Consider the following 26863-nt stretch of genomic DNA (forward strand, 5'->3'; position numbering starts at 1 on the left):
GGTGGCGGTTTTGCTCACCAACCCACGAATTGGAGAGCAACTGTTCCAGTTTGAGCCCTGTGAGGTTAGGAGGATTTTGGTTGGGGAGTACGATGTTCGTTATGAGATCCTTGATTCGATTATCTACATGCTGCGACTATGGTATACGCGAGAAAATCGTTGAACAAAACGCCCGCGCAATCCCGCTCCTTTAGGTGCGGGCCAAGCGGGAGGTGTATTGTAGTTGGTAACACTGCTTCAGTTTGAGGGGTAACTACCTTGAAAAACACCGATCTTGCTGTAGTGCAGCAAATTTGGGGCCACTGGCAACTGATGGTTGCTATCTGTGGTCACCTTGAACTTACGAGCTGCTTTGGCTTTTAACCCTTGTCTTTTCATGCTGTTCAATATCGTTTTCAGGTCTGCATGGTCGCCATTTTCAGCCAACGCAACCTGAATATGGCGCGCACCGTCACGTTGCTTACCTTGCGTAAAAGCCTTATTGATTTTCTCGTCCAGCGCGGCCCGCCGTAGGGCTTTCTCGCCAGGTTCTTCACCGGTACGACGCCACTGATAATACCCACTTCGCGATACACCAAACACAGCGGCCATGCGCAGCAGGCGGAACCTGTGTTGGTGCTCCAGCATAAATTCAAATGCAGCTACTTTTGATTTTTCGCGAAGTAGGTTGCGGCCTTTTTTAAGATGGCTAAATCCTCAGCCTGATCAGCCAGTTGGCGACGTAACTTAGCTACTTCGGCCGCTAGTTCAGCTTCACGCTGGCTGGTAGTGGATTTTTTCTCTGATGCATTACGCCAGTTGTAAATCTGGGTTTCGTATAGCTTCAACTGCGGTGCTGCTTCGGCCACGCCAACACGCTCGGTCAGTTTCTGGGCTTCGGTTTTAAATTCTGCGGTATAAGTCTTACGGTTCTTTTTAGTTGTCATAGGCACCTCGTTATGTGATTTTACTCACTTAGCGCGGTGTACAGAACTACTGGATCAGATCACACAAAAGTGTGATTTGGTTGCCTTTGACATTCAGGGATTCACATCATCGCTTTGGCCAACGCGCAATCTAAACCTAAAAGTGGGATATAAATCCTATAATATTCAGTAAAGTGGGAATATAGTCCTGCCTTTCACATGTTAGAGTTGCTTTGATTTCAAAGTTGGACTATATTCCCATTAATGGCTGAATAGTGGGAATATAGTCCCTTTGGTTGGTGGTGTGGCTAAGCGTGATTTACACAATGTACTGTTTCCAAAGCAACGCAAAATCCTGACTCATTTTGGTGAGGACTTGTTGTTGGCGATGAAACGACGTGGTTTTACAAAAAAGCTGCTGTGTGAACGTACTGGTTTTGATCATAAAACCGTGAACAAAGTCTTCGCAGGTGATCCGGGCGTTGCCATAGGCACTTACTTAAAAGTAATGGCCGTACTTGGCATGGAAAGCAACTTTGCGGAAATGGCCGCTCATGATGAAGTGGGTATCAAGCTGCAAAACATAAAATTGCTGGAAGGTTCAAGATGAGCCGTGAAATCGTCGAAGTCTATGCCGACTGGCAGCCAATCGAAGCGCCACTGCTAATAGGGCGGCTTACTTATAGCGATTCAAGCCGAGGTGGCGTGTTTAGTTTTGCCTACGATAAAGCATTTTTAACCTCAACCTGTCGCTTGCAAATTGATCCAATCTTGACGCTTCACTCCGGTGAACTCTACAACGATGAAGCCGATAAAAACTTTCGCGCATTTCTTGATTCATCGCCTGATAGATGGGGACGTATTTTAATGCAACGGCGTGCGGCGATTGATGCGCGCAAAGGCATTCGAGCAACAAGTCGATTAAACGAATTGGATTACCTGTTGGACGTGCACGACTCTTACCGGATGGGTGGTATTCGATTTAAGCGAGCAGGCTCGAATGCTTTTTTGGACGACAATTCTGAATTTGCTGCGCCGCCAATGGCTTCTTTGCGAGAGCTAGAGCACGCAGCCATGCAGATTGAAAAAGACGATGACATCGACAGTGACGAGTATTATCGCTGGTTGAAAATGCTGATTTCTCCAGGCTCATCATTAGGTGGTGCAAGGCCCAAGGCTTGTGTCACAGATGAACAAGGCCACTTGTGGATTGCAAAGTTTCCCAATCTAAATGATACCCATGACGTGGGCGCATGGGAGATGGTCTGTTATGAATTGGCTTTGGCGGCAGGTGTTGACATGTTTCCAAGTGAGATCAAGCAGTTTTCGTCACAGCACCATACCTTTTTAACAAAACGGTTTGACCGCGATGGCGAAAAGCGACTGCATTTTTCATCGGCCATGACACAGCTTCAATACTATGATGGTGAACAATTTCAAGGTGCCAGCTACTTAGAGATTGCTGAATTTATTTCCAATTGTGGTGCGCAAACCGAAGCTGATTTAGCACAGTTATGGCGACGTATCGTGTTTAATATTGCGGTGTCCAACACGGATGATCACCTGCGTAACCATGGGTTTTTATTAACAAAGAATGGTTGGATGTTATCACCCGCTTATGATTTAAACCCGATAGTGGGTAAGCATGGCCTGCATCTGAATATTACCGATACAGACAACGCTCTAGACTACCAATTAGCCTTTGACGTAAAAGACTTCTTCCGACTTTCGCAAACCCAAGCCACGCAAATTTACGATGAAGTATTAATGGCGGTTAAGCAATGGCAAACCGTTGCTAAGCGGCTAGGGGTCAGCCGAGCCGAGCAAACCATGAAACAATCAGCGTTTAACGTTTAATGGTGAGCTTACGGCAGCGTAGCTCAACTTATTTCAATTAATAATCAACAGATCCTTATTACGTATCAAAGCGCCTCTGCCAACTGATTTGAACCACTGACTTTTTTGTATCGATCTTGTAATTGTAAACTATACCCTTTTTCTAGTAGCCATGAAGAGTTCAGTACAACACCTTTAGGTGCTATAAAAAAGTAGTTGGTTTATTTGCTTTGATTTTCTAAACTCGTAGGATAAAAGTAACTTAAAGCTGTGGAACAAGGAGGCGCAAAGGATATACGCCCTGTCATTGAGAAAGAACTTCTTCATTACGACATCTTGTATGCACTGGATGAAGCTAGGGTACTCGATAACTTGGTTTTTCAGGGCGGAACTTCACAGCGTTTGTGCGAGAATCAAATCGATATAGTGAATATCTTGATTTGCAGGAGGTAGGGACTTCAATAGTAAGATGTTAATTGCAATGAAGCAGGTCATTGAAAAGTATATCGGTAATCGGTATGGGCTTGAGTTGTAGCTCGTAGCATGTTCAGTGACATATGATGCAAATTAGCGACATTTTATGCCGCATTCTCCCGGTAAATTTGGCAGGCATCCTCGCCAAATATTACATCTAACTGTTGACGGCGAAACTATTCATGGTGACCCAGAACGTATTCACGAATGTCCGTCCAACCACGAGCCCCTGCAATGACGGCACTGAGTGCACCAAACTGAGCATCAAATAATGCTTTCATTTAGTTGTTGCATAGGCCCATTGCACGATTTAATGAATACAGGGAGAGTATATAGCATATAAGGCGCAGCAAAAAGGACGGCCTTCGGCTGGGAGACGCTTTGGCGTTGCGACGCAACTGCTAGAACGCCACTACGTGGCTCTAGGGTTTAGACTCTAGTAGCGATGCGCTTAAGCATTCTACGAATGCTGTTTTACTGCTGCAGGTTATAGATACACTCAGCGCCATCTTTGATGGCTTGTTATATATCCTATCCATACTTATAATTTATGCGCACAAACAACGCGCATGGGTTATTGTTATGAGAAACAAATATAGCAATCAAGTACACAAAAAAGCTACAAATTTAAGCTTAAACAGTGAGTTATTAGCGGAAGCTAAACGCCTGAACATAAATCTTTCAGCGACAATGGAAAAGGCTCTTGAGAAAGAAGTAAAGCATCGTCTAAAAGCCGAATGGTTAGAACAAAATGCCCAAGCGATTAACGCTTGCAATGAATTGGTTGAAAAACAAGGCTTATTTTCTGATTCTTACCGAGTATTCTAATGTCACAGTTTGCCTTATACCAAAACCACGATAAGAGCACTGCAATTGCATATCCTTACTTTGTTGATGTTCAAAGTGAATTGCTTAATATTTTGAATACTCGGTTAGTTATTCCGCTAACACCTGTCGAACTATTGGAGAAAAAAGCCCCTAGGCATTTATGCCCTGTGATCCATATCGATGAGGGTGACTTCGTGATGTTAACTCACCAAATGGCAAGTGTACCAACGAAGATTTTACGTGAGCCTGTCAATGAGTTGAGTAGTTTCAGGGATGAGATCGTAGCGGCTATCGATTTTTTGATTACTGGCATATAACAGAAGCTGGAGCGTTGCTCGAGATGTATGGACTCCTTTGGCTAATCTTTGAATCGATTAAGACCGTATCCTCTTAGTGGGAGGGAGTCCATACATCTAGGAACGCCGTTTTACCGCTGCAGGTTACTGAACGGGCTCCGCCCGGACGGTGAGCTTGCGAGCGTTCAGTCAACCGTCAACGTCTTTGCTTTTCCTCCCATCTTATTTTCTCTGACTGTTTTTGCGTTTTTTAGGTGTCATTAATTAGTATTTTTCTTAATTACTGAGTACTGTAGGTTGCATTAATTAGCTGTTTTATCTATTTTTGAGTGCTATAGTGTTCATTAATTGTCGTCTGCTTTTAGGGGTTAGGTAATGCAAATTTTAACGGTGCAGATGAACATTGCCGGAGAATGGCGTGATGTTGCTTTGGTGGAGTTTTATGCGCCAGATAAGGGCACTGGCGGGCCATGTGTATTAAATTATGAGATTGAACATGTCACGTCTTACTTCCATCAATTTGCGCAAACTGCAGTGAGTGTATCGTTACCCGTTGATAATATCCCGTTGCGAAGCCCTCACTGGCATCGTTTTTTAGAAGATATTATGCCAGCAGGTTCCAGCCGGGATTATTGGGTTAAGCGGCTTGGGTTGCAGGATTTGCCTAATTTGGAACGTGATTTCCAATTGTTGAAATATGGAACTATCGCGCCAATTGGCAACTTACGTATAAAAGAATCGGTGCCTGAAAAGGCTAAAAGATCATTACCTGTTACCTTTAGTATCGCTGATGTCAGTGAGTTGCAGATTGATTTTATTGAGTATGCCCAGTCTCGCGGTGCAGCAGCAGGTGGCGCTTCCGGCGCAGGCGGGGCCGCACCTAAGTTATTAGTGCGATTAAATGCGCAGCAAGATGTTTGGATTGATACCTTTCAAGATGATCCGCGTAATCTCGATCAGCCTTATTTAGTTAAGTTTCCAAGGGGTAAAACCACTCTGGATGGCGATATTTTGCGAGCAGAGTATCATTTTTATCATGAGCTTACACAATTGGGCTTTGAGACTATTTCCGTTGAGTCGATGAAGCTTATTGAAGCTGAACGAGGCCCTTCTTTATGGTTGCCACGCTTTGATTACGGTGTTGAGGCGGGAGCAATGGTGAGTTATGGCATGGAGTCGGTTTATGCCATTTTAGGTGAGCCGACAGCAAAGCCTTTGCTACATGCCGATGTGATTAGACGGCTTTTGGCCGCGTTTAATAAAAAAGAAAATTATGGTAATACCAGGACGCTACTCGACGTTGAGGCTGAGCTTGAAGGCAAGAGTGGCATTGAGGCGTTTGTGATTGAATGGGTACGTAGAGATTTATTAAATATTGCCTTTGGAAATTCAGATAATCATGGCCGAAATACCTCTTTTATCAAGTATGGAAACCGCGTCCAGCTGGCACCCATTTATGATTTTGCGCCAATGAAAGCAGATTATGAGATGATCACTCGTACCTTTACCTGGGGTGAGGGAATGGAGTTAGGTGGCGTGTATAACTTTCCTGCAATTGCAGAACATTTATCTGATTTACTGTCGCCTAATGAGTTAATGAGCGCTTTGAATGAAACCGCTGCTCGTTTGCTTGGTCTTGAGCAACGTTTACGTCAGCGGGGTGTGCCAGAATCGATTCTTGCGCATTCGGGAATTGGTTTTGCCACGTTAGAAGCGAGAATGCAGCAATGGGGGCTATTATGACGGTTTCATCTAATGTTGCAACGGATTCGATTGAAACAAAAGGCAGAGGTGGTCGAAAAAAAATTTCGGTTAATCGAAAGCCTTTGACCCTTAAAGATAGGGAAGATTTATTATTAGCCGCTACATTGGATCTCTTTTCGGGGAAAAAGACTCAAGGTCAAGTACTTAAATGGCTGAGAGTTGAGTTGTTATCACTGAGCCAGGACCAATATGCCAAAATGGTTGGCGTTAGCCGTAAAGCATTGTCTGATATCGAAAGTGATAAAGGTAAAAACGGTGTTGAGTTGATTAATCGAGTTTTTAGCGGAGTCGGGTTTCGTATAGCAATAATGCCAAAGGATAGTGTCGTGCTGAAAATGGCGGTAGAGGCGATTTAGAAGCTAAGATCTAGAACGCCGCAAAGCGACGACTGCCTGGGTGCAGATGCAAGTCAGGAATTAGATTGCCAAGCCCATGCTTTAATTGACATGGTGAACCCCGTTTAACATTAGCTATATGCCAACACTTGCATCCCCGCAAAACGAGGAACAATTTTCCGTCCTACGCTGAATGTGCAATGTAGTCATTGACTGCATTTTCTACCGCTGCATTCAAACTAATGCTTTGCGATAGCGCAATTTCATTAAGTCGAGCGTGAACCTCTGGCGAGATCCGAACGTTGAATTTGCCAGAGAAGTTTTTGTAAGGCTCAATGCCACGCTCCTGACACATCTCTAAAAAAACGCTTAATGACTTCGCGCCCTCGGCTTCCAATTGAGCGACGCTTTCACCATAGAAATCCGCGCCGCCGTTTAAGCCTACGAACTCACCACGGAATGTTTCAGCGTCTGGATCATAATCAATAAAGGCTTTTACCCCGTTGATCATCATAAGATTTTTCATGCTTTCACCCCGTTCCTTTCTAACCATTTTTTGATGCTTATCACTGCGTCTTTGTCAGTTTCTTTCTGAGGATGTGGGCGGTGATATACCTGAACTTCACCAAACAGCACCACACCAATTCGAGACCCCTCACGCTCTTCAATGTCAGCCCCTAGAGCAATAAACAGCGCTTCAATATCAGACCACTTGATAGCTCCGCTGACAGGCCTAGCAAAGATAGCCGTCAACGTTCTTAAATGTTTTTTGTTCATAAAGTCTCATAATCCGTTAAATCGATAGTACTACTTTTTAGTATCATTTCAAGCGAATTTGGTACTATTTTTTAGTACCACCAATCAAAATGCATTAGCGGCAATTGCCCACATTGATACGGGGTCTGTAGTTAGTAATTTTTGTGTTGTCTCCAAAGTGCGATTGCCAAGCATATGAAGTATGTGAGCAACATCGTAGCCGAGGCGGTGAAGCTCTACTGCGAATGCTCTACGTCCAGATAGCACACTTGGCTGCTCAATCCCCGCATTTTTTAGTAACGTCTCTATCTCATTAAGCGTAAAACCCCGTACTTTTATTGCGGGGATGTAAGCGTCCATATGTGTGAGTAGAATAAAGTCTCCACACTGTAATTGTATATTTAGCTCTTAACGCTTGGTTTAAGTCACATTCCCTTTCGCCTGAAGATATTGAATTAAAGGCGCATAATCGCCGGCATCAGCTTGGCGTAAGCTCGCAATGTACTCACCCCGCTCTTGGCTTTGTTTATCCAAATCTGTATTGGACCAAACTAAAGGCTTTTGTTTGAGTAGTACCATTCGTATGCAGTCCGTCATCACGCGCGAGTGACGTTCGTTGCCGTTAGGAAAAGGGTGAATTTTAACTAACCTGTGCTGTATCCGAGCCGAGAGTTCTAGGCTGTCATAGTGTTCAAACTCAATCCAGCATTTGATGTCTTCCAGTAAGTTGTGTAAATCTGGCCGGATATTCAGCGGATCGACACCAATGTTCAACTCTCGGTGACGGTAGCTGCCGGCCCATTCCCACACATCACCAAGCAAACGTTGATGCAACTCTTCCACAAACGCCATAGAAAGAATGTCATCCATGCTGGTTTTAGGCGTCGTGGCTAACCAACTCAACCCTTGTAGTATGTTGGCATTTTCAAGCTCATTAAGCTCTTCGCGAGTCGTGATGTGATCAAATTTCAGCCCGGCAACATCATCAGCATTTAGTTGGGTTGCGCCCTCTGGTTCAACAAAGAGACTCATTGGTATTTCTCCTGCAAACTGACTTTCCACAAATCTCGGGTGCTGCCAGTTTTAATCTCATTGGCTAATTGAACCAGCGCTTGCTGTTGTTGCTCTGAGGTTAACTGCTGTGCTTCTAAAAACATCGATTGGTGGCTCATGGCCAAACGCTGCTTGGCCAACTCCATAGCGCGCGCTTCTATCATGTCATCAATCGACTGACGCGGAATAATCGCATAAACCAGTTCGGCATCGAGCCCGCTCGCCAGTTGTTTAAGTTGTTTGAGTGTGATGGTTTCATCGGCTTCTTTACGCTCCAATATGGAGACTTGATTACGAGAGAGATTAAGACGTTCACCTAATTGCGCGCCCGACATCCCCAAGGCCTCACGGATACTGCGCACCCAACCATTTTTCGGCGGTTTAGGCACAGATAAACCGAGTAAAGCGCTGATTTTTGCTTTGACTTGCTTGAGTGCAACGGCATAGACACCGGATTTTTTCATAATTTTGTATCTCTAATTAAATACAATGAAACGACAATAGTATCTAATTTTACATACATTATAAGGATTCTTGTATCTAATTTTTAATACACATAAAAGGCAAATGTATCGATTATAAAATACGCTACTTATTTGGCTATCTGTTTACTGGATAATGGTCGTGTCAAATTCATCTTGGAAGAGCAAACGTCTTCGGCAGCGCTAGTTTATAAGGCTGCCACCTTGAATGCGGCTGAAATGGCACTGGATGAGCTGGAGACAAAATGGGGCGATAAATACCCTGTGGTGATTAAATCATGGCGTAACAAGTGGGCGCTGCTATCGGTGTATTTCAAATACCCAGACTATGTCCGTACTACTATCTACACCACCAATGCAGTTGAAGCGGTACATCGACAATCCAGGAAGCTAACCAAAACGAAGGGCGGTTTTGCTAACGAGAACAGTTTACTCAAGCTGCTTTACGCGGGTATATTGAAGGCCTCTGAGCGCTGGACTCACCCCATCTCATCCAAAATTGGAATTTTACGCTATCACAGCTCTCAATCCATTTTGAGGGGCGCTTAGAAAACCATATCGATCTGTGAAATTAACCTGACACAGAATTATGAACAGCCTCAATTTAGCTCAAATCTAATCTGACGGAGTCGTCAGAAAAAACGAGTAATTGTCAGAGCAGATCTGAGCGTGTACACCGTTATCAACCAGTATTTGATAAGACAACAGTCGCTCAACAACCCTGCGACAGCACAATAATGAGGGCAGGGAAGTGTCTCAAATGGCCATTTTTAGCAAAGTAAATGTCTCAGCGCTAAAGTGATTTATGCTTAAGATGCTGAATTTTATTTGAAAAAACCTATAGCAATGTGTGAGTCTATTAGGGGGCACATCATCATTAGATGAAGCGCTATTGATGCTTAACCCGTTACCGAACAATGCCTGAATCGTTCACTCCTTACGGTAAGCTAAGCGTGATGTTTATCGTCAATCAATGGCACGCATGCGCCTCTGTGTTCGCTCCGCCTTGCACAGGTAGCATTCTTCTTGCACCCCGTACTTAAAAAGGTCACGTTGCTCTACAGGTAAAGTTGTATACTTTCGGGCTTTTTATTTTTCTAACCTTTTACTTTGGGATAGGCGATATGCGAATACTCATTACCGGTGGTGCAGGGTTTATTGGATCGGCATTAGTGCGAATGCTGATTGAGCAAACGATGTGCATCGTGATCAATGTCGATAAGTTAACCTATGCCAGTCATCCAGAGGCTTTAGCGGCTATTGCCGATAGTGAGCGCTATCATTTTGTGCAGGCAGATATTTGCGATAGGGCAAGGTTAGACCAGGTGTTGCAGCAATTCCAACCCGATCTTGTGATGCATTTAGCGGCCGAAAGCCATGTGGACCGTTCAATAGATGGGCCCGCGGAGTTTATTCAAACCAATATCGTGGGAACTTACACACTGCTCGAGGCATGCCGTAGTTATTATCAAACTTTAGGGCAAGCACAACAGCGCCGTTTTCGATTGCACCATATTTCCACCGACGAGGTTTATGGCTCCCTTGGAAAGGCGGGGCTATTTAGTGAAACCAGCGCCTATGATCCTAGTTCTCCTTATTCTGCCAGCAAGGCATCGGCGGACCATCTTGTTCGCGCCTGGCATCGTACCTATGGTTTACCGATAGTTATTACTAACTGCTCTAATAACTATGGCCCTTTTCAATACCCTGAAAAGCTGATCCCTTTAATGGTGAATAATGCGTTATTGGGAAAACCACTGCCCGTTTACGGCAATGGCCAGCAGGTGCGGGATTGGTTGTATGTGGATGATCATGTTAAGGCGTTATTTTTAGTCGCCACTGAAGGGCAACTAGGGGAAACCTATAATATTGGAGGCTCAAATGAATACACTAATCTTGCTGTGGTGCAGCGAATTTGCGATCTCTTAGAAGAGTTAGTGCCCACTCATCCGCAGTCTCTGACAATGAGTGGCATGGGGTTTCGTGATTTAATACAACATGTTGCTGATCGTCCAGGCCATGATGTGCGCTACGCCATTGACGCGAGTAAAATTCAACGTGAATTAGGTTGGCAACCACTCGAATCCTTTGATTCAGGCCTTAGGAAAACGGTCGAGTGGATAGTGCAAGCGGTCTAAAAACCACCGCGTAATTGATGTCAGAGTACTTTTAGGATCTAATTTAATTTGATAAACCTGGTGCATGTAATTTGTATCGACATACCACCGCTACCGTAATGTCAGAAAATGGTGCCGACATTCGCTATATCCAAGAGCAGCTAGGCCATGCAGATATTTCGACAACACAAGTCTATACCCAGGTGACGATTGGTAAGCTAAAGGAGGTTTATCATCATACGCACCCTGCAGCACGAGAGGGGGAATGAATCTTGAAGAGTGTTGGTGATGATGCAGAGGAAATAGGAAAAGCCCCTATCGGGAGTATATAGTGAAAACTGTGTATAACTGCGAGTGAGTGAGTGCTAGCCCAGTTAATGCTGGGTTTTTTATTGCGCCGAGAATGTACACAGTGTGTACATTCAGTATGTATATTCTAATCTGGTAACGCTTGTTGTTTTGTAATAGCCGCTGCGCGGCGGTTTAGCAGGATGAAGGCTTGGTCTGATAATACACAGCACATAGAATACACTATATATTCATTCGTGTTTTGACCATAAAAAAGGCCACATAAAGTGGCCTAGATACACATTATACACAGTCCAAACAGCTATATATAACTAACGGGGCTTTATTCACAAAACCAATGAATTACACTGCCATGGATTTGGCTTCAATAATCATTTTATTCTGTGACTCAGTCGCTTTCTTGATAACTTGAGTATACACACGTTTTTTCTCTGCTGAACTTGCGTTCATAACAAAGGCTGAAAGCTTGGATGTAGTAACGTTAATTTTAGCTGTATTGGTCGACATAGATTTCTCACATAAAACAGCCTAAAAAATAGGCTCAGGTGGCAAGTTTAGCAGTCTTATTAATTCTGTGCGAGAGTATTTTTTCTTTATATGATGCTGAACATCCGTAATGTTATCATGGTAAATACGAGTGCTACCATCATTGTTCTTTATCAGTAAATCTATCTTGATTGCCGCGCCATATTTGGCTTTGACTTGCCGGACTACCTCTTGCGAATTTAAGAATTGATCGATAAATGTAGTAGGTAAAATGCGTCTGCCTTCAAGCTTTTCTCTTGCTTGGACAAACTCCCAGGCTAGTGTAGGTTCTTGATAAACAAAGATGATGAGCACGGCTCGATTTCGCTTTAGTGAGCGCTCGATATTTTTACAAGCGATATCAAAGTTTGAAAAAGTACCATCTAAGATGAAACTTTGGTTGTTGTTAAAAATTCTGTCTAGGGTTGGTTCAACAATAAGGCTGACAGCTTTCTGAAAGAGGAATGAATTTTCACCAGTGTACTCTTGGAAGAAGACTCTTAGCTCATCAGGGTCAAGCCTAATAATTCCCGTTTCATCAAACATTTCAAGAAACGCTTTTGAAGCTTCGGTTTTTCCAGCGCCAGGAGAGCCGCACATAAAAATAGACACAGGTTGTTGATCAGCTGGAAACTTGTCCAAATCGGTCAGTTCTCGAGCTATCCGAGTACTATTTGCTTTCGCATAGGTGACCGCTTGAGTTTCAATTTCTGTTTCTTGCTCTGTCATAGTCAGTGATAACGTTACCAGATTTAAACAACATGATATCAGCCAACTCAAGTTGAGTATAACTTACGGGGTTTTACAGCATGTTTTCGTTGCGCATGAGTTTATCAAATGCGTTGCCATCGCTTCGAGATGCGTTTGCAACATAAGGTGCATAGACATCAAATAATAACCGAGTATCACTGTGGCCAAGCATTTGAGATATATACAGTGGATTTTCTAGGGCTGCGATATGCAGCACTGCCGCGGTGTGACGAGTTTCATAAGCTCGTCGACGTTTCAGTCCCGCTTTAATGAGTGTCGGGTACCATAATTTTTTGCTAACAAAATGGGTATCCAGTGGCGCATCTGATTTGCCAGTAAACACAAAGCCTGACTCTGACAATGCCAAATTTTTAATGCGTTTAAAGGCATCGTATACCGTGTCACACATCTTAAGATCACGCCTAGATTTTGGTGTTTTCACATCACATACTTCACCATTCACCCAGTTTTGCCGTATGCGAATTAAGCGGTGATTAAAATCAACATGTTGCCACTCTAATCCATGTATTTCACAGCTGCGCATGCCGGTCCAAAACCGAATGATGAAGTAATCTTTCCATTCGGGAGGGACGTGGGATAGGAAAAGTTTAACCTCCTTTATCGTCATCGGATGAGACTCAGCCTTTTCTTCTTTAAGTGAGCGATAGCGCCTCAATGGGTATTCAAATTTATATTCTTCTGCCGCGAGGCTTACCATGGAGACGATGGGCCACAGTAAGTTATTAATGCGCCGATTAGATAATTGACGGGTATTATCTGCTTTCACCATTTGCATTAACTGCTGGCGATAAAAATCAACCTGCGATAGGGTGATCTCATTCATCAATGTATTGCCAAATTGTGGGATCAGATACTTATCTAAAACGTTTTGCATGGTGTTTCTATAGCTATTTTTCCACGTCGCCTTTTTGCGTTCAAACCACTGATAAGCAAAATCATTGAAAAATGGATATTCACGATCAGGATGTTTTTCACGCTGCAACTGCTCAAATTGAGTGACTTTTTTACTTTTGGGAAAATAGTCACGGTATTGAAAGCAGCCTAAGTCTATCTCAGCGTTCATTTTTTTGAGCGTAGTTTTGGCAGTAGCAAGGTTTTTAGGTGTGGCCAGCATTTTTGTGCCTTCACGAAAACGGCAGCCATAAAGATGCATGTCGAACTGAATACGCCCATTGGGGCGCACACGAATATGAGCCATAGGTGGCCTCCATCAAATAGCACTGTCCCTATCCGATGGAATTCGTTAGAATTTCGCCATCGGCTGGGTCTGTGTTAATAGCTAGTGCAGCCGATACGGGGGAGGGTGGTTGCAGCCGCTCTCTCCCAACTGCTTATTTATTAGGTTAACCGCACTTTTACATCGCGCAACTCAACCTGAAATGTCCCTTCCAATAGTTGCAGTTTGCCAACTATTGGTTAAAAACACACCTATCAATATAACTAATACTGTTTATTTGTCCAGTATTTTGTTTTAAATTGCTGCGCTTTTTAAATTGACCATTTACCAATGAAAATTGTTGTGCAATTTAGCGGAAGTTTGTTGCCGTCATTTACCTCACAACCACACATAACCGTATTCAGTTTAAGTTTGGGGGCTGACTTAATCATCGGCAAACCCATATTCATCGATATTGGCTAAATCGCCACTGTTTTCTGTGATGTTTTCGGAATGCTTATTGTTCGGTTTAGGTGCTAAATCAGGATGAGTCGTTGGCAAATAAACACGAGCGTTCTTGAGTTTATCTTCTGTTTGGTTTTCTGTCGTGTCGGTGTATTGCGCATGCGACTCTATGTCATTAACTGGAGTATCAATTTCGTCTGGCACATCGCTTGGTTGTTCGGCAAACAAATCGAGTTCTCCTTGGCGCGATGGCGGCAAAATGTAGCGGTCATCGTAAGTGTTCAGGTACTCGTTTTTCAATTTTTGATATGCAGCTAACTGTGATTGTTCTGATACTAAGTTAAGGCTATCAAACGGTGACATATCTTCTGGTTTATCAAAGAAATTGAGTTTCAGTTCACCATTTTGATTTTGAGTTAACGTAATGCGGATCTCGCCTCCTTTAGCAAAAATTTTTAATTTCATGTCTTTGAGAGTGCGAGGCGAATAGGAAAATAATAATGCGTTGTGATTATGAAGGTGTTTAACGCTGACTTCGCGAATGAACTCCCGACGTCCGGGCAACATGCATGAGAATAACCTGTTGCTGTCAAACAGTAGCATCGCAGTATTGAGCGATCTAACGCTGGTTTCTTTTAAGATCATGTTATTTAACTGTTTGAAATCGTATAAATTAGATGCAAATTCAAGGAGTAACGTGCTTTCCTGAGTTATTTTTCGATGAAATTGCTCTATGCCTTCCAGAGAGATACTTTGCGTGTGCTGGTCAGTTTTAAACGTGAGTAGTTCTCCTTCTAAGCTAAACGCTATGCTGCCTGTTTCAGAGTTCATGTACAGCGTTTTAAGCGTTTGGCTTGCGGCTTCAGTCAAGGGGAGGGTATGAGGTAAGTCGATATTGTCTTGTAATCGTTTGGTCGTGACTTCACCATTTTTCTGGAAGCGGATCTCTTTTTCATTTTTTCTAAATTCAACAAAATCAAAAGGTATGATTGAATTGGTTGAATTGATAATGTCAACAATCGAGCGTCTGTTCAGCTCATGATAAGCACGTTGAGTATTGGCCACCTGATATTGAATATGATTTTCATGAGCAGCGTCTAATTCAAAACGGGACATTGGGAAATGTATTGAATCATCAATCTTTTTGTCGTCTCTGAGTAATAAACAATACTCGATATTGATGTATTTGCCATTTTTGTACCTGAGCTCAAAAATATACTGATTGGCTAGGGTATTAAACTCTTGCTGTTGCTCTTTCATGCACATGAAAAAATCGAAAGGGATTGAGAATTCAGCATTCTTCAAACCATGGCCTTTTTCGAGAGGTATTTCAATTTGTCCATATTGACCAGGGGCACCACCAATAAGGAGCATACGGCTGTTATCGCTGTCGATAAACACACTGATACATGCATCCGAATGATGTTTGTCTAGTGCATTTATCATATTGATAAACAAGGGAGATTTTATTTTCGGGATTAATATCTTTGACATAATACACCTAGTTGTTCTGTTGAAAGTGTGAGAGATATAGCTGTGTTTGTTGAACGACAAATTGCAGATCCACTAACTTAGCGTGCTGCTTATGAGGGTTTAGTTTGGTTTCACTCAATTTGGGCGTCAGAGTGATGGTCAGTTCGCTTTGACCAACAGGTTGTTTTTGAAGCGTTATTGTTTCACCCAATTGAGCAAAATGGTCTTTTAACCTGTTTAATAGAATGTCGATTTTTGTTTTTCTATTCACGGTTAACACAAAGCTGGGCGCTAACCAGCGCCACAGTGGCTGACGAAATACTGCTGCAAAATGTCGTGCATTTTTGACATTACACGCCAAGGTTAATGTTAATGCTGGATGTATGCCGTTGCTTAGCACGATTGCTGGCAAATTACTGAGTGCTGTGATTTGCGCTTTGGTCATTGGCAAGAATTGATATTTGCCTGGAGATTGCGAGATTTGGCTTAATAACGGCCAGTTAACCTCTTTTACTTTTCGCATTTCAAGAAATAGATATTGAAGAAAGTCATGAGAAATTTTGTTGGCGTTACCAAGCCATTTTTGATGATACTTGACGGTGTCTTGTGCAATCGAGACTGTATGAAAATCGCTGAGCGGCTTTTGGGCGACACTATTTTTATTCGTCTTAAATAGATGTTGTCTCAGTGCTGTCTCTGTGAGTAAGACGTGGTTTTGACGCTTCTGGTTAATGTCTTTTGCTTGGTAATCAGGGCTGATTAAAGCGAGTTGACGTGATAGATCATTTGAGTCGTTTTTTAACCCCAGCAAATATCGCAATTCACTATGCGAGAATTCTCGAGGCTGTGATTCACCAAAGCCTGGCCGATAGAATGGGTAAAGCCAGTCTATATCGTGCAGATAGGACCATCGAGTTGTTGCATAGTACTCGTGTCCGATTTGACGAGTCATTTCATCTAACAAAATCCCATCATTACACAGTGAAAATGGTTGCCCTTCAAGCCAATAGTCAAATCGCGCAGCAAGCACGTCATCATGGAGTAAGCGTTTCATTTGCTCTGTATTCGTGGTTTGCTGTGGCGGCAGATTGTATGCAAGGTGCAGTGCTTGCAGCATAAATAAATGTACACCGCTATGACGCAGGTGATGAAACCGCGCTTGCTGGCCGCATATTGCTTTGATGCATTTAGTGGCAGGTAATAAGTATTGCAACTGCCGTGAATGGTATGGCTCATCCGTGAAGCCGATCAAATGCTGGTGAGGTTCACAAAGCTCACTGTTTTTTATCACAATTCTGACTAAAATCGCGAATTCTTCCGGTATGACTGTATAGACGACGCGTGAATGTTTGCTTTTGGTCGTCCCCTCCTTAGTATTTGTGATATTGAAACGAAACAATTGTTTATTCGCTGGATCAACAAATACATCCTTTAAACGAAGACGCAGTAACTCTCCTCGGCGCAACATTGCGAAATAGCTGATAATGACAGTGACTGCGCAAAATAACCTCTGCAATAACCCCCCGTAGGGCGGCGCGATGAGCTTTGCGACGATTTCATGCAACTGTTCTATTGAGATCCGAAATGGATCAACACCTGGAGGGCTGAGTGGTGGTTCGAACTGGCTAATGTCTAAATGGTCTGTGAGTGATTGGTGACGCATAAAGCGAAAAAAATACAGCATGATCAGTTGCTCTGTTTCAGTCGCTAAATTGTCATAAATGTTGTGGCTCCATTGTTGTAGTAGTTCTTGGTCTATTGCTTGGTCATAACTGAGCGGGCTCGTGAGTTTTAATTGAATATTGCAGTATTTTTTGATGGTGCTGTCTGCGAGTTTTTGCTTTTTTACCCCACCGAAATTGATGAGTTCTAACGTGTATCGATAGAGCATTGTTGGCAGGATATTGTCTACAGGCCAATGACTAAGGTCATGGACACATTCTGTAATCTTATTGCGATTATTTTGCAGTTCGAGGTGCGGCCATTTCTTCGAGGCTTGATTGGCTTTAGGTATTGCGGTAACTGCCATTTCGTCATAATCGATGCCATAAATTCTCACTAATTGTCGTTGTTGGTCCTTCTTGTCAACCGAGACTAAAGGGGTTGCGACATGACGTTCTGGGTAACTAATATCTTTTAAGAATGTAGGAACGACATGATCGCGATAGTGCCAAACGGCTTGAAAAAGGTGCTGGTAATGACGAGAGACCTGAGTTGATATGGAGAATGACGTTAATAAGGTTTCTAATCTTTTTAGCAACTGCTTTTCAGTTAGCTTGCTATGCGAATATGCCTGATATTCCGTCAATGATTGATAGACAAATAAGGGCAGGTGATACCGGCTTGATTTCGGTAGATCGTCTTGATTAGATGACTTATCTAAGTGTTTGATATTAAGATATGTTTGTCTTTCAATACGCTGAATGCTTTCTTTGTCGTTAATGATGTTGACGAGATGTGCAATGGTTAGTGGCGCAATTTCAAGTGCGATAATCAATGCCATAAACTCAGCTGACAGTGCGGAGCGCTGTTGCAAGAACTGAGCTTTGACGTTTTCATACTCTGTTTGCAGTTTAAATGCATCGTTCGCTTGAGCTGTGATGCATTCATACCATCTTAAATCAGGATCTGGCCAAGGCAGCTTTTCAATCTCAGGAGTTTGCCACTTCAGTGCTTCTTTGAGGTAGACAATAATGGCTTCTAGCGCACGTTTATAGTGACGTTGCTTGCCTGTAGGTACAGATCTGATGATTTTATTGATGACTTGTAAATCTTGAAGAGTGATTTCACGACTATTGGGTTGGCTGATTAATATGTGAGTCGGCTTTTGAGCTGAAAGGTTTGAGGCTTTGAGTGTTGGGTTCGGCCACTGGCTGATCACCCAGCTAATGGCATCTATGCCAGCGTTTGACAAGCCCTGACGTTGGTGATAATTGTAAATCTCAACAGGGTTTAATTTGTTGAATAAACTAGACATATTTCAACTCCTTTAAGCCGTATCGAGCCGGCAGACTATCAAGAAATAAGTCTTGTTGTTTTATGCTTGCTGGAAATGTATGGTCACTGCCCAGATGTTCACCGTACTCCGCGTGTCCCATTAAGCGATCAATTTGGTGTGTTGTCAGTTTATGTATAATGCTGGTAGCGGCACTTTGCGCAAATTGATGACGCAACACATAGGGGACAATGCCATTGGCTCTTTGATGTAAAAATTGTCGCAGCGATTTTGCTGATATTGCAGTCGCTTGATTATTTGCATCATATAAACTCCATGCCCAGGGAAGAGCATTGCTCAAATTCAGCTTCAAACTGAGTTTTTGTTGCAGCGTGGTGTAATGCAGAATTTGTTGTCTCAGATAGTCACAAATTCTGATTTCGCGTTGAAAGCCTTTATCAGATACTGTCGTGCGGCGGTAATCATAGTGTGATTGTTTATTGATAGAGATAGCATGGGTAGGGCGCATGCCCGTAAGCAGTATAAATAACAGCGCAGTATGGTTAGCGCAGAGATTGTGATAATGAATTAAAGCGGCTTGACCAGCTTTGTTTTCAGGCTTAGATGAAGTTATCTCGTCATGAAGATGACGAAAAATCGCAACAATCTCACTCTCGGGTATAAGTCGACTACTACCGAAAACCACGGACTCGTCTGCGTATTTTTCTAGGTCTTCACCAACCCATTTACTATGAAAACTCACACCCACTTTTGAACTTGTAATATTAGCGGGAATGTTTCTTTTGGCGTTGTCATTTAATAGTGAAATGCTGGGAAGTGTGGCATTACTTACTGCTGAACTCGACGAGAATGTGAGTGTCAGCAACTTGCTCACACCTAGAGAGTTTGCATGAGTGAATAATCGACTGAGATACCGATCTTGCGCGTGAAATAGCTCTGTTCGAACGTGTTCACTGTTTTTTTGCTGATAAACCGCTGCATGTCGATGGTGCCGTATATCAGCAGGTAATAATAATGATTTAGTTAAACTGGATAGTTGATTATCTGTGCGAATACAGCGTGTTATGTACTTAAAAAACAATTGCTTTCTTATCGCTGGAAAGTGTTCGATCTCGGCAGGTTTTCGCCATTTTGCCATGAGCAGATTAAGCAATTGTTGTTTTTCCGCTGCCGTTAGCCATGAAACGTTATAGCTGTGATTGCTAACGAAGGGTTTGAAAATGTGGATTAAGCAATTAGGGATGGGTTGCCATTCAAATTTTTTATCGCCGCTTTGAGTAATGGTTGCACGTGCGTAATAGGTCCAAGACTTGCCATCCTCAAACTTCTGATTTTTGAATCGATGTGCTTCGCATGCATCACTATTTCTTACTTTATGACAGTCGGGAATATCATCTACTGTGATGGGTTTTTCACTGGCTCGCAGGAGAAAGTCATCTAACTGCTGAGTAAGCCATAAATACATAAAAACAATCAATAATTTGCCTGTGTTGGTGTCATGACTCTGTTTTTGGGCTTGATAAAACATCTTCATTAACGCTGTGTTAGTACTGAGTCTATCTGGCATAACACCGCCGGAATTTTTTATCCTATTACTTTTAGCATTAGCTTGTAGCTTTCCCATTACTCATATCCTTTTTCGATATCTGAGGTATGAATTGCACTGGGAGAGAGTTGCGCTAAGTGATCTACTTGCAGTTTGAATTTGATGAGCCTGCGCGCAGCAAAGGAGATTGAGGTTCGGTTCTGTGGGACACTCTCACTCTGTTTAACCTCTTCATTTGCCAGCAGTCTGATAAGTTGTGGGTGTTGCTGTGAAAGTAAATTTAGCAGTACTTTTTCAGACTTATCGATACTCATAACCAAGCTCCAACATCAAGGTCTTTAGATTAAATCACAAAAAAATGGTAAATATCTTCAATTCAGGAACTAATTTCGTAGCTAAAATTAAAATTTGTTATTTAGGTCTTTATTTTCGAGTTTATTTTTTTATTGGTCTATTGAGTTAATTTAAGCAGTTGCATTAATCATGGTCACTGAATATTAATATGAGATTACGTTGTTGCGCTACAGTTTTTTTAAAGGTTTACTTAGATGTAAACATGTTGCTTCTAGTTGTTGATACTATTTATTAGTTATATTCTGGTTGTAATGGAGACTTTTTATTCTGTTATTCCATAAAATTCTGCCCATCAGAGGAATTAAGATGATAAGCAAGGCGTTAGTGGGAGTGTTTGTACATCTTAAATCATCTGTTCTTGCTTGAGAATAGGCTAGGGTGCTGTTATTGGCTATAAGTACAGAGGCAATTTACTCATATTGACTTCTACTTCTAGCTATCATTAAAATGGACTGTTATCTAATTTGTTAGGAGAGTTTTTGTTAAATAAAGTTTTGCAAGGTTACAAAATAAAGTTTCTCAAGGTCACAAAATAAAGTTTCTCAAGGTCACAAAATAAAGTTTCTTAAGGTTACAGAATGTAAAGTATCGCTCTCAATTTTAAAGAACATTAAATGTAAAATGCCTATTAGCGTTAAGATAGACCAGGTTGTCGTGAAATGCTAAAGAATAAAGGGTGATTTTAGCATATAATCAACTGATTTATATGGGTATTAATCATTTTAAAATCATTAGTTTTTCCGTTGCAAATGACATCTATTGGCCTTGTGCCATTAAAAGGTTCATTATAATTCACCATGTTCATAAACCCATAAATATTTTCAGGGTTACTAAAAAGCGCATTTAAGCTAGCGTGAATATTCAGTATATAGCTGATCCTTTCGACTTGGTCTTGACTGAAGTTAACCTTTTCAATATCAAGGTTGCTATACTTTTCAGGTAGCTTTAGTAAAGTCTGAATTTGCTGTTGGTTGCAGTTCCATTTTTCCAATATTTGCAAGGCTGTTGTCATGCAAGCCCTTACTGTGGTTGATTCGTTTTGCATACTCTTTCCTCTGCATTAATCTTGATCTGATCCAGTAATAGTGGACACTTTGCTAAGCACTATTTTTTAATTCAAAGTTTTCTGGGCTCAAATACCCAAGAGCACTATGCCGTCTGGTCCGATTGTAATCAACCTCAATATACTCAAATACCGTTTGTCTCATTTGATCACGTGTCATGAGTGGCTCATCTTGCAGCGCTTCAACTTTCAATGAATGGAAAAAGCTTTCTACACAAGCGTTATCCCAACAATTTCCTTTACGGTTCATGCTTTGCACAAGCTGATGTTTTTGCTCTAAGGCTCGATAATCGTTTGCGCAGTATTGGCTGCCTCGGTCGCTATGGATAATCACACCAGTAGGAAAGCATCGGCGGAATAATGCCATCTTCAACGCGTCACAAACAAGCTCCGATGTCATTCTGCTTGCCATCGACCAACCCACAACGGTACGAGAGTAAAGGTCAATAATTACAGCCAGATAGAGCCATCCTTCGCTGGTGTACAAATACGTGATGTCTCCAGCCCACTTCAGGTTTGGCGCAGTAGCAGTAAAGTTCTGCTCTAGCAAATTAGGCGCGACGGGATGCTTATGGTGACTGTCAGTAGTTACCTTAAATTTCCTCGCCGCCTTTGCCACTAAACTCTGCCGTGACATGCTAGCCATAATGGTTTTGATATCTGCCTTACAATTATTTTCCGCTAAATCTTGCTGAATACGCCGTGCGCCGTTGCGCCTATTGGAATCATCAAAGGACGCTTTAATCAGCACGTCACGGGCCATACGCTTAAGCGCTCTAGGACTTAGCGCCGTGCCGTTCTGTCGCCAAGTGTAAAACCACTACGCGATACCTTGAGCACCGCCACCATTCGCTTGAGAGAAAAGCGGTGCTGGTGCTCAAGGATAAACTCAAATCTGGCTACTTTTGGTTCTTCGCGAAGTAGGTAGCCGCCTTTTTAGGATTGCTAAATCTTCGGCTTGTTCAGCGAGTTGGCGTTTAAGCCTTGCGACCTCAGCAGCAAGCTCTGCTTCTCTTGTCGTGGTATTTGATTTCTTCTCGGAACTTGAGCGCCAATTGTATAGCTGTGACTCATAAAGATTAAGCTCACGCGCTGCGGCAATCTTCTGAGCGAGCTTCAGCTTTAAATTCTTGCGTGTGGATTTTACGGGGTTTCTTTGTTGACATACTTCACCTCAATAAGCGATTTTACTCACTTAGCGAGATGTCCAAAAGTATTGGATTAGATCACTCTAAACACTACCTGTAGCGGCTTGCACACATAATATCTTCGGCGGGATTACATCCGCCAATCTGGGCTAACATTAATTGCCAATGGGCGCAGATTAACTAACAACGGGCTTGCATTCATCTTGGTGGACTCACATTAACTGCCAATAAAAGTACGCTAAGCTTCTTACCCAGCTGAACGGTCACTTGCCAACTTTTTAGCAACCCGAATTACCGTTCTATCCGACACATTGGTGAGTTTGGCGGTATCGCTAATACTCAGCTTGTTAACAACTCGTAGCTGATAGATTTTTTCGTGTAGATCTGAGTCTGCTTGCCGTCCTCTGTATTTCCCTTCCTCTTTGGCTTTCTTTATTCCTTCAGCCTGACGGCGCCGGCGATCTTGATAATCTTTTCTCGCGATAGCAGCTAGCATATCCATCATCATGCTATTTATCGCTTTGATCATCGATCCAGTAAATTCATTGGTGATTTGGGGAGAGAGTGCAATATGGCTGGTTGGCAAGTCCAGGCTAATCACTTTGAGTTCTTTCTCGTGCAGCATTTCTTTTAATGTGAACCAGCTTTTCTCATCCAGACGAGAAAGCCTGTCTATCTGTTCAATGATGATTGCATCGCCTTTCGCAGCATCATCAAGTAAACGAAGAAGTTCTGGTCTTTGCAGCGAAGCTCCTGATTCATTTTCGATGTACCATCCAGCGATACGAAATCCCTTCTCCTGTACAAACTTTTGTAAGGTGCTCTGTGCTCGTTTCGCATTTTGATCGCTAGTTGATGCCCTAAGATAGCCAAAGATGTACATAATCCGACCTAAGTGACATTTAAGTTATGACCTAACGGTGTGTGCCATATAGGTTATGACAAATATATAAAAACTGCCACTTTTTACATGTGATTTTGAAGTATACCTTATTGTCATGGTGTAGTTAACATTACTTTGATTTGGTATCTAACATCATATATTATTACTGTGTTAATTATTCACACAAATAGGTGGAAACATGTCACGGACAACCAGTGTTACTATCGGATCACAGTTAGATGAGTTTGTCGGTCAGCTTATTTCGTCAGGTCGCTACGGCTCGACAAGCGAAGTTGTTCGTTCTGCCTTACGACTATTAGAAAGACAAGAAAACCAGACCATAGCTTTGAAAATGGCGATTGAAGCTGGTGAGCAAAGTGGTGAATGCGCATTATCACTTCATGACATCGCTGCAATGGTGAAACAAAAGCACAATGTATAAACTTTCCAACCTTGCTGCCGAAGACTTTGAGCGAATTTTTGAATACACCTTATTGAACTTTGGTGTTAAGCAAGCGGATGACTATACAGTAAGTATGCATAAGGCTTTGTTGGCAATCACTGAGCAGCCTCTAACCCAGCGCATCAACTGATAAATTGATTTTTACAAGTTGCCCATATAGTTCGAGTAATTTAGATTCACTTTTTATGGTTTTCGCAGTATTGGCCAATTGATATTGAGACGTAATGGTTTGCAGCTTAGTAATAATTTCATTGCCAGTCTGTTTTAGCGTTTCGTACATAGTTTGATCAGCAGTATCTAGAAACCAGTTACGAGCATCTTGATCCATTTGCTTCATCTGTACGGTGACGGCATTAATTTCGGCAATGGCTTGCCAATTGATACCTTCAATCGATGATTTCATCACTTCTACATGCTGTGCCTGCATGTCCGTAATTGATTGGGCTAATTGCATAGCTTCGGCAGATTTTTCTGCCTTAGAGTCAATTAGTTGGGTGAGATTTTCGTAAATTGTTTTATATTCAATTAAATGACTAATAGCCTCATCTAATATGGCTGCTTCTGTAGCGTTGCTGTACTTGGATCTTTCAACTTCAAGAATTGAAGTCATCAATTCGATATTGTCTCCAAGTACTTGTTTGTCCTTTTCCTTCATCGAGCGAAGGTAGTTTTCCCGAGCTGCCTTCGTGTCTGAAATGGCTTTGTTGAGGGATTGAATTGCAACCATTTTATCGCTGCTATCAATGGTATTTATTAGTCCCAGCCATCCTGTAATGGCTAAAACAAAGCTGAAAAAAATAACTATACCGAAACCTAAGCCCAGTTTGCCCGCAATTGAGATATTGCGCATTGTACCTTTTTCATCCTTATTTCTGCTGACAGTCTGACCATGTATATAACGTCCACAAGGCTAACCATGATGTAGTGTATTTACTCTAGATGGTTTCTTTGATTGGAAATCCTCATCAAACAGATCGATTGTTTGTTTAACCGCCCAAATTTAGCGAAATGTGAATGTTTTGCAATTGTAAAAATCACACAATATTAAAAAAATGTCATATCTATGACCTATATCATTAAATGAGTAACATAATGAATTAGGAGTAGCTCAAGTGGAGGCTCATGATACTGATGATAGACACGTGAAGAACTATTACACCTAAATAACTGATCCTAATACTGCTACATCTATGCTTTGCCGTGTCTATTCTCGGGAAATGGTGAAACGGTTTCTATGAAATGCCTTACCTTGCCGAGGAGTTCTCGGATGTTACTGCAACTATTATTGCGAGTTATCGTTTCATGCAGAGCAAGCTATAGCCGCTCTATTTTGTTGACCCACGGTGAATATACTGGTTGAACAGTAACCTGAATTTAGCTGCTCCAGCGGTTACGTTGGTAACCAAAGTACTGTGGACATAGCTGAATAAGCAAAGATAGGTAGAGTAATATTAGGGGCTATTGGCAAGATTGCTGGCAGCCAGCCACTGCGTCAAGGACTTAAGCCCATCAACGCCGCATCCGGTGTACCATCTTAACCAGCTACCGATACTGGAGCGTGTGGCACCAGTAGTATGATGAACGTCGGTAATCGACTGCCCTTGATGTAGCATCAACATAGCGATAAGACGTCGGGCTAAGTGCTTGTTCTTGGTTTTACTGATCAATTTCTGCAGTTGCTTGCGTTATGCGCGACAAAGTGGTTTTAAGATGGCCAATCTCAGTCCTCGACGAGTGGTGGGCTTGTTTGGCGATAGATCAGATCACTCAAACGGTAGTGTAAAAAATCTATGTAAGTGGGACTCTATTCATGTATTTAAAAGGAATAAAGAATGTCAATATTAGACCAGCTTATCGATCAGTTATTAGCTAGCTGATAACAAACCTCCTGAAGACTTGCTCGGCGAACAAGGTTGTCTGTCCGCTCTTTCTGCTGACTTGCACCTTTCAGTTTTAAGGAGTGATGTCGTGGTTAATAACTTAAAAAAATCAATATTTTGCTTGGAATTTGGCCAGCGTAAATCTATAGCCTATATAGCAAGTCTTTATTTTTATTCCGTTTTTTTAAATACTCTTAATAGTCAAGCCTAAAAATAAATTAAAACTATTTAAGCATTACGCAATAATGAATAGTTGACTAAAATACTCAACAAATATAACATGCGCAATATAAGCATGTTTAATGAATGCTAGTCCTAAATAGATTAAGTAGAGGTAGTTCTGATGAGTTCATCATTGACTAAGTTCACTAAAACTGATGATAAAACCAAAAATGTTACCCAATTTGTGCCGGACACGGATGATAATACTGCAACGGATACCAAAAACACTGAGCAACCTGAACAGGTAAAAACGGTAGAAAAACCTAAATCCCCTGGTTTTTGTTGTGGTTCTTGTTCATAAACCACTTGCTTTAGAATTTTAATATCAACTTACATGTATAGCAGGGCACTAATTAAAAAATAGCTTATGGTGCTTTTTATTAGAAATAATACATGCTTATTAATAAGCAATGGAAATAAGCTAGCAATGCTTATCTCTCTTCAAACTCATCTAGGCTATTTTTTGTTGTTTATGGTTGATATAAAAATGACTAATAGTCAAGTTTTTCTCAGTCGATATGATTCTTCGAATACTTATGATTGGTTTTCGAATACACCAGAATTCAGATAATAACTGCGACACTCTAATCGAGGTGTAGAAGAAGCCAACTGCTGAAAAGTGGTACGCTTTATCTCGCCAAAGTAAAAGAGTATCACCATGAATTATCAACAATTGACCGAAGCAAGACGATACCAGATTTCCGTACTGTTAGAACAGGGCTTTTCGATAGCACACATAGCTAAATGCATTGATTGTCATCGCTCTAGTGTCTATAGGGAAGTTAAACGATGCCAAGGGCAAT

At 42.0% G+C, this 26863-nt stretch carries 26 protein-coding genes and 5 pseudogenes; 14 read left to right on the top strand and 17 right to left on the bottom strand.

Features of this window, described 5'->3' with window-relative positions:
• Positions 1-7 precede the first annotated feature (7 nt).
• Positions 8-163 (top strand): annotated as a pseudogene (locus L5M38_RS24485) (type II toxin-antitoxin system RelE/ParE family toxin); the annotation flags it as partial.
• Between the two features lie 122 nt (positions 164-285).
• On the opposite strand, the pseudogene L5M38_RS18455 reads toward L5M38_RS24485, so the two are convergent.
• A pseudogene (locus L5M38_RS18455) lies at positions 286-926 on the bottom strand (transposase); the annotation flags it as partial.
• A gap of 283 nt (positions 927-1209) precedes the next feature.
• Here L5M38_RS18455 and L5M38_RS18460 point away from each other — a divergent pair.
• The 6 genes from L5M38_RS18460 (at position 1210) to L5M38_RS18485 (ending at position 6459) form a co-directional block, all read left to right on the top strand.
• Entirely contained in the window at positions 1210-1515 is a 306-nt protein-coding gene (locus tag L5M38_RS18460; RefSeq protein WP_004249763.1) for a helix-turn-helix domain-containing protein, read from the top strand.
• Positions 1512-2762, top strand: coding sequence for a type II toxin-antitoxin system HipA family toxin (locus tag L5M38_RS18465; RefSeq protein WP_263179937.1), 1251 nt, complete (start codon positions 1512-1514; stop codon positions 2760-2762). Before L5M38_RS18460 ends, L5M38_RS18465 begins: the two co-directional genes overlap by 4 nt.
• A gap of 1035 nt (positions 2763-3797) precedes the next feature.
• Complete coding sequence (locus L5M38_RS18470) at positions 3798-4043, top strand: type II toxin-antitoxin system CcdA family antitoxin (RefSeq protein ID WP_014610893.1); 246 nt, start codon at positions 3798-3800, stop codon at positions 4041-4043.
• A complete protein-coding gene (locus L5M38_RS18475) occupies positions 4043-4360 on the top strand; it encodes a CcdB family protein (protein WP_014610892.1) in 318 nt (105 codons plus the stop codon). Before L5M38_RS18470 ends, L5M38_RS18475 begins: the two co-directional genes overlap by 1 nt.
• 354 nt (positions 4361-4714) lie before the next feature.
• Entirely contained in the window at positions 4715-6082 is a 1368-nt protein-coding gene (locus L5M38_RS18480) for a type II toxin-antitoxin system HipA family toxin (protein WP_014610930.1), read from the top strand.
• A complete protein-coding gene (locus L5M38_RS18485; protein ID WP_263179939.1) occupies positions 6079-6459 on the top strand; it encodes a helix-turn-helix transcriptional regulator in 381 nt (126 codons plus the stop codon). The genes L5M38_RS18480 and L5M38_RS18485 overlap by 4 nt, the downstream gene beginning before the upstream one ends.
• Positions 6460-6622: 163 nt before the next feature.
• On the opposite strand, the gene L5M38_RS18490 is transcribed toward L5M38_RS18485, so the two are convergent.
• From L5M38_RS18490 to L5M38_RS18505, 4 genes are all read right to left on the bottom strand, one after another.
• On the bottom strand, positions 6623-6964 hold the full coding sequence (locus L5M38_RS18490) for a type II toxin-antitoxin system HicB family antitoxin (RefSeq protein WP_014610929.1): 342 nt from the start codon (positions 6962-6964) through the stop codon (positions 6623-6625).
• Entirely contained in the window at positions 6961-7215 is a 255-nt protein-coding gene (locus tag L5M38_RS18495) for a type II toxin-antitoxin system HicA family toxin (protein WP_014610888.1), read from the bottom strand. Before L5M38_RS18495 ends, L5M38_RS18490 begins: the two co-directional genes overlap by 4 nt.
• 399 nt (positions 7216-7614) lie before the next feature.
• On the bottom strand, positions 7615-8226 hold the full coding sequence (locus L5M38_RS18500; protein WP_115014218.1) for a mobile mystery protein B: 612 nt from the start codon (positions 8224-8226) through the stop codon (positions 7615-7617).
• On the bottom strand, positions 8223-8711 hold the full coding sequence (locus L5M38_RS18505; protein WP_069453178.1) for a mobile mystery protein A: 489 nt from the start codon (positions 8709-8711) through the stop codon (positions 8223-8225). The genes L5M38_RS18500 and L5M38_RS18505 overlap by 4 nt, the downstream gene beginning before the upstream one ends.
• Before the next feature lie 204 nt (positions 8712-8915).
• Here L5M38_RS18505 and L5M38_RS18510 point away from each other — a divergent pair.
• The 3 genes and pseudogenes from L5M38_RS18510 to L5M38_RS18520 form a co-directional block, all read left to right on the top strand.
• Positions 8916-9298, top strand: a pseudogene (locus tag L5M38_RS18510) (transposase); the annotation flags it as partial.
• Positions 9299-9853: 555 nt separating this feature from the next.
• The gene (rfbB, locus tag L5M38_RS18515) at positions 9854-10867 is read left to right on the top strand and encodes a dTDP-glucose 4,6-dehydratase (protein WP_069453176.1); all 1014 of its coding nucleotides are present in this window, start codon (positions 9854-9856) and stop codon (positions 10865-10867) included.
• A 71-nt stretch (positions 10868-10938) separates the two neighbouring features.
• Entirely contained in the window at positions 10939-11115 is a 177-nt protein-coding gene (locus L5M38_RS18520) for a tyrosine-type recombinase/integrase (RefSeq protein ID WP_205403037.1), read from the top strand.
• A 382-nt stretch (positions 11116-11497) separates the two neighbouring features.
• On the opposite strand, the gene L5M38_RS18525 is transcribed toward L5M38_RS18520, so the two are convergent.
• The 10 genes and pseudogenes from L5M38_RS18525 to L5M38_RS18570 all read right to left on the bottom strand — a co-directional run bounded on the left by L5M38_RS18525 (position 11498) and on the right by L5M38_RS18570 (position 23495).
• Positions 11498-11662, bottom strand: coding sequence for a hypothetical protein (locus L5M38_RS18525; protein WP_014610884.1), 165 nt, complete (start codon positions 11660-11662; stop codon positions 11498-11500).
• A gap of 21 nt (positions 11663-11683) precedes the next feature.
• Positions 11684-12409, bottom strand: coding sequence for a zeta toxin family protein (locus L5M38_RS18530; RefSeq protein ID WP_263179941.1), 726 nt, complete (start codon positions 12407-12409; stop codon positions 11684-11686).
• A gap of 73 nt (positions 12410-12482) precedes the next feature.
• A complete protein-coding gene (locus L5M38_RS18535; protein ID WP_014610925.1) occupies positions 12483-13649 on the bottom strand; it encodes an Arm DNA-binding domain-containing protein in 1167 nt (388 codons plus the stop codon).
• Between the two features lie 402 nt (positions 13650-14051).
• The gene (locus L5M38_RS18540) at positions 14052-15566 is read right to left on the bottom strand and encodes a hypothetical protein (RefSeq protein ID WP_263179943.1); all 1515 of its coding nucleotides are present in this window, start codon (positions 15564-15566) and stop codon (positions 14052-14054) included.
• Between the two features lie 7 nt (positions 15567-15573).
• Positions 15574-18522 carry a hypothetical protein gene (locus tag L5M38_RS18545; RefSeq protein ID WP_263179944.1) on the bottom strand — a complete coding sequence of 983 codons (2949 nt, stop codon included), beginning with the start codon at positions 18520-18522 and terminating at the stop codon, positions 15574-15576.
• Positions 18515-20125 carry a hypothetical protein gene (locus L5M38_RS18550; protein WP_263179946.1) on the bottom strand — a complete coding sequence of 537 codons (1611 nt, stop codon included), beginning with the start codon at positions 20123-20125 and terminating at the stop codon, positions 18515-18517. The genes L5M38_RS18545 and L5M38_RS18550 overlap by 8 nt, the downstream gene beginning before the upstream one ends.
• A complete protein-coding gene (locus L5M38_RS18555) occupies positions 20125-20361 on the bottom strand; it encodes a hypothetical protein (RefSeq protein ID WP_263179947.1) in 237 nt (78 codons plus the stop codon). The genes L5M38_RS18550 and L5M38_RS18555 overlap by 1 nt, the downstream gene beginning before the upstream one ends.
• A gap of 722 nt (positions 20362-21083) precedes the next feature.
• Complete coding sequence (locus tag L5M38_RS18560) at positions 21084-21446, bottom strand: hypothetical protein (RefSeq protein WP_263179948.1); 363 nt, start codon at positions 21444-21446, stop codon at positions 21084-21086.
• Between the two features lie 52 nt (positions 21447-21498).
• Positions 21499-22630: pseudogene (locus tag L5M38_RS18565) on the bottom strand (IS3 family transposase).
• Positions 22631-22859: 229 nt separating this feature from the next.
• Positions 22860-23495, bottom strand: coding sequence for a recombinase family protein (locus tag L5M38_RS18570; RefSeq protein WP_014610919.1), 636 nt, complete (start codon positions 23493-23495; stop codon positions 22860-22862).
• A 199-nt stretch (positions 23496-23694) separates the two neighbouring features.
• Between L5M38_RS18570 and L5M38_RS18575 the strand changes: the two genes are divergently transcribed.
• Positions 23695-23937 (top strand): type II toxin-antitoxin system ParD family antitoxin, encoded by a 243-nt coding sequence (locus L5M38_RS18575; RefSeq protein ID WP_011074401.1) that lies wholly within the window; start codon positions 23695-23697, stop codon positions 23935-23937.
• Positions 23930-24088, top strand: a complete 159-nt coding sequence (locus L5M38_RS18580; RefSeq protein WP_263179949.1) for a type II toxin-antitoxin system RelE/ParE family toxin — start codon at positions 23930-23932, stop codon at positions 24086-24088. The genes L5M38_RS18575 and L5M38_RS18580 overlap by 8 nt, the downstream gene beginning before the upstream one ends.
• Here the strand turns inward: L5M38_RS18580 and L5M38_RS18585 are convergent.
• A complete protein-coding gene (locus L5M38_RS18585; RefSeq protein WP_263179950.1) occupies positions 24068-24808 on the bottom strand; it encodes a hypothetical protein in 741 nt (246 codons plus the stop codon). The genes L5M38_RS18580 and L5M38_RS18585 overlap by 21 nt on opposite strands.
• Before the next feature lie 338 nt (positions 24809-25146).
• A pseudogene (locus L5M38_RS18590) lies at positions 25147-25634 on the bottom strand (hypothetical protein).
• Between the two features lie 547 nt (positions 25635-26181).
• Here L5M38_RS18590 and L5M38_RS18595 point away from each other — a divergent pair.
• Positions 26182-26361: a CCGSCS motif protein gene (locus L5M38_RS18595; RefSeq protein ID WP_263179951.1), complete on the top strand. Its 180-nt coding sequence runs from the start codon at positions 26182-26184 to the stop codon at positions 26359-26361.
• Between the two features lie 357 nt (positions 26362-26718).
• Positions 26719-26863 (top strand): helix-turn-helix domain-containing protein (locus L5M38_RS18600; protein WP_263179145.1); only part of this gene is annotated, 145 nt, incomplete at its 3' end.

This window comes from Shewanella sp. SM101 (assembly GCF_025654465.1).
Classification (GTDB): Bacteria; Pseudomonadota; Gammaproteobacteria; order Enterobacterales; family Shewanellaceae; genus Shewanella; species Shewanella oncorhynchi.

Coding starts and splice junctions, on each gene's coding strand:
- L5M38_RS18580 (WP_263179949.1), top strand. CDS start 23,930: ATGTATAAACTTTCCAACCTTGCTGCCGAAGACTTTGAGCGAATTTTT.
- L5M38_RS18470 (WP_014610893.1), top strand. CDS start 3,798: ATGAGAAACAAATATAGCAATCAAGTACACAAAAAAGCTACAAATTTA.
- L5M38_RS18595 (WP_263179951.1), top strand. CDS start 26,182: ATGAGTTCATCATTGACTAAGTTCACTAAAACTGATGATAAAACCAAA.
- L5M38_RS18545 (WP_263179944.1), bottom strand. CDS start 18,522: ATGTCTAGTTTATTCAACAAATTAAACCCTGTTGAGATTTACAATTAT.
- L5M38_RS18485 (WP_263179939.1), top strand. CDS start 6,079: ATGACGGTTTCATCTAATGTTGCAACGGATTCGATTGAAACAAAAGGC.
- L5M38_RS18500 (WP_115014218.1), bottom strand. CDS start 8,226: ATGAGTCTCTTTGTTGAACCAGAGGGCGCAACCCAACTAAATGCTGAT.
- L5M38_RS18550 (WP_263179946.1), bottom strand. CDS start 20,125: ATGGGAAAGCTACAAGCTAATGCTAAAAGTAATAGGATAAAAAATTCC.
- L5M38_RS18560 (WP_263179948.1), bottom strand. CDS start 21,446: ATGCAAAACGAATCAACCACAGTAAGGGCTTGCATGACAACAGCCTTG.
- rfbB (WP_069453176.1), top strand. CDS start 9,854: ATGCGAATACTCATTACCGGTGGTGCAGGGTTTATTGGATCGGCATTA.
- L5M38_RS18540 (WP_263179943.1), bottom strand. CDS start 15,566: ATGTCAAAGATATTAATCCCGAAAATAAAATCTCCCTTGTTTATCAAT.
- L5M38_RS18535 (WP_014610925.1), bottom strand. CDS start 13,649: ATGGCTCATATTCGTGTGCGCCCCAATGGGCGTATTCAGTTCGACATG.
- L5M38_RS18495 (WP_014610888.1), bottom strand. CDS start 7,215: ATGAACAAAAAACATTTAAGAACGTTGACGGCTATCTTTGCTAGGCCT.
- L5M38_RS18480 (WP_014610930.1), top strand. CDS start 4,715: ATGCAAATTTTAACGGTGCAGATGAACATTGCCGGAGAATGGCGTGAT.
- L5M38_RS18490 (WP_014610929.1), bottom strand. CDS start 6,964: ATGAAAAATCTTATGATGATCAACGGGGTAAAAGCCTTTATTGATTAT.
- L5M38_RS18530 (WP_263179941.1), bottom strand. CDS start 12,409: ATGACAGAGCAAGAAACAGAAATTGAAACTCAAGCGGTCACCTATGCG.
- L5M38_RS18465 (WP_263179937.1), top strand. CDS start 1,512: ATGAGCCGTGAAATCGTCGAAGTCTATGCCGACTGGCAGCCAATCGAA.
- L5M38_RS18525 (WP_014610884.1), bottom strand. CDS start 11,662: ATGTCGACCAATACAGCTAAAATTAACGTTACTACATCCAAGCTTTCA.
- L5M38_RS18555 (WP_263179947.1), bottom strand. CDS start 20,361: ATGAGTATCGATAAGTCTGAAAAAGTACTGCTAAATTTACTTTCACAG.
- L5M38_RS18505 (WP_069453178.1), bottom strand. CDS start 8,711: ATGAAAAAATCCGGTGTCTATGCCGTTGCACTCAAGCAAGTCAAAGCA.
- L5M38_RS18575 (WP_011074401.1), top strand. CDS start 23,695: ATGTCACGGACAACCAGTGTTACTATCGGATCACAGTTAGATGAGTTT.
- L5M38_RS18475 (WP_014610892.1), top strand. CDS start 4,043: ATGTCACAGTTTGCCTTATACCAAAACCACGATAAGAGCACTGCAATT.
- L5M38_RS18570 (WP_014610919.1), bottom strand. CDS start 23,495: ATGTACATCTTTGGCTATCTTAGGGCATCAACTAGCGATCAAAATGCG.
- L5M38_RS18585 (WP_263179950.1), bottom strand. CDS start 24,808: ATGCGCAATATCTCAATTGCGGGCAAACTGGGCTTAGGTTTCGGTATA.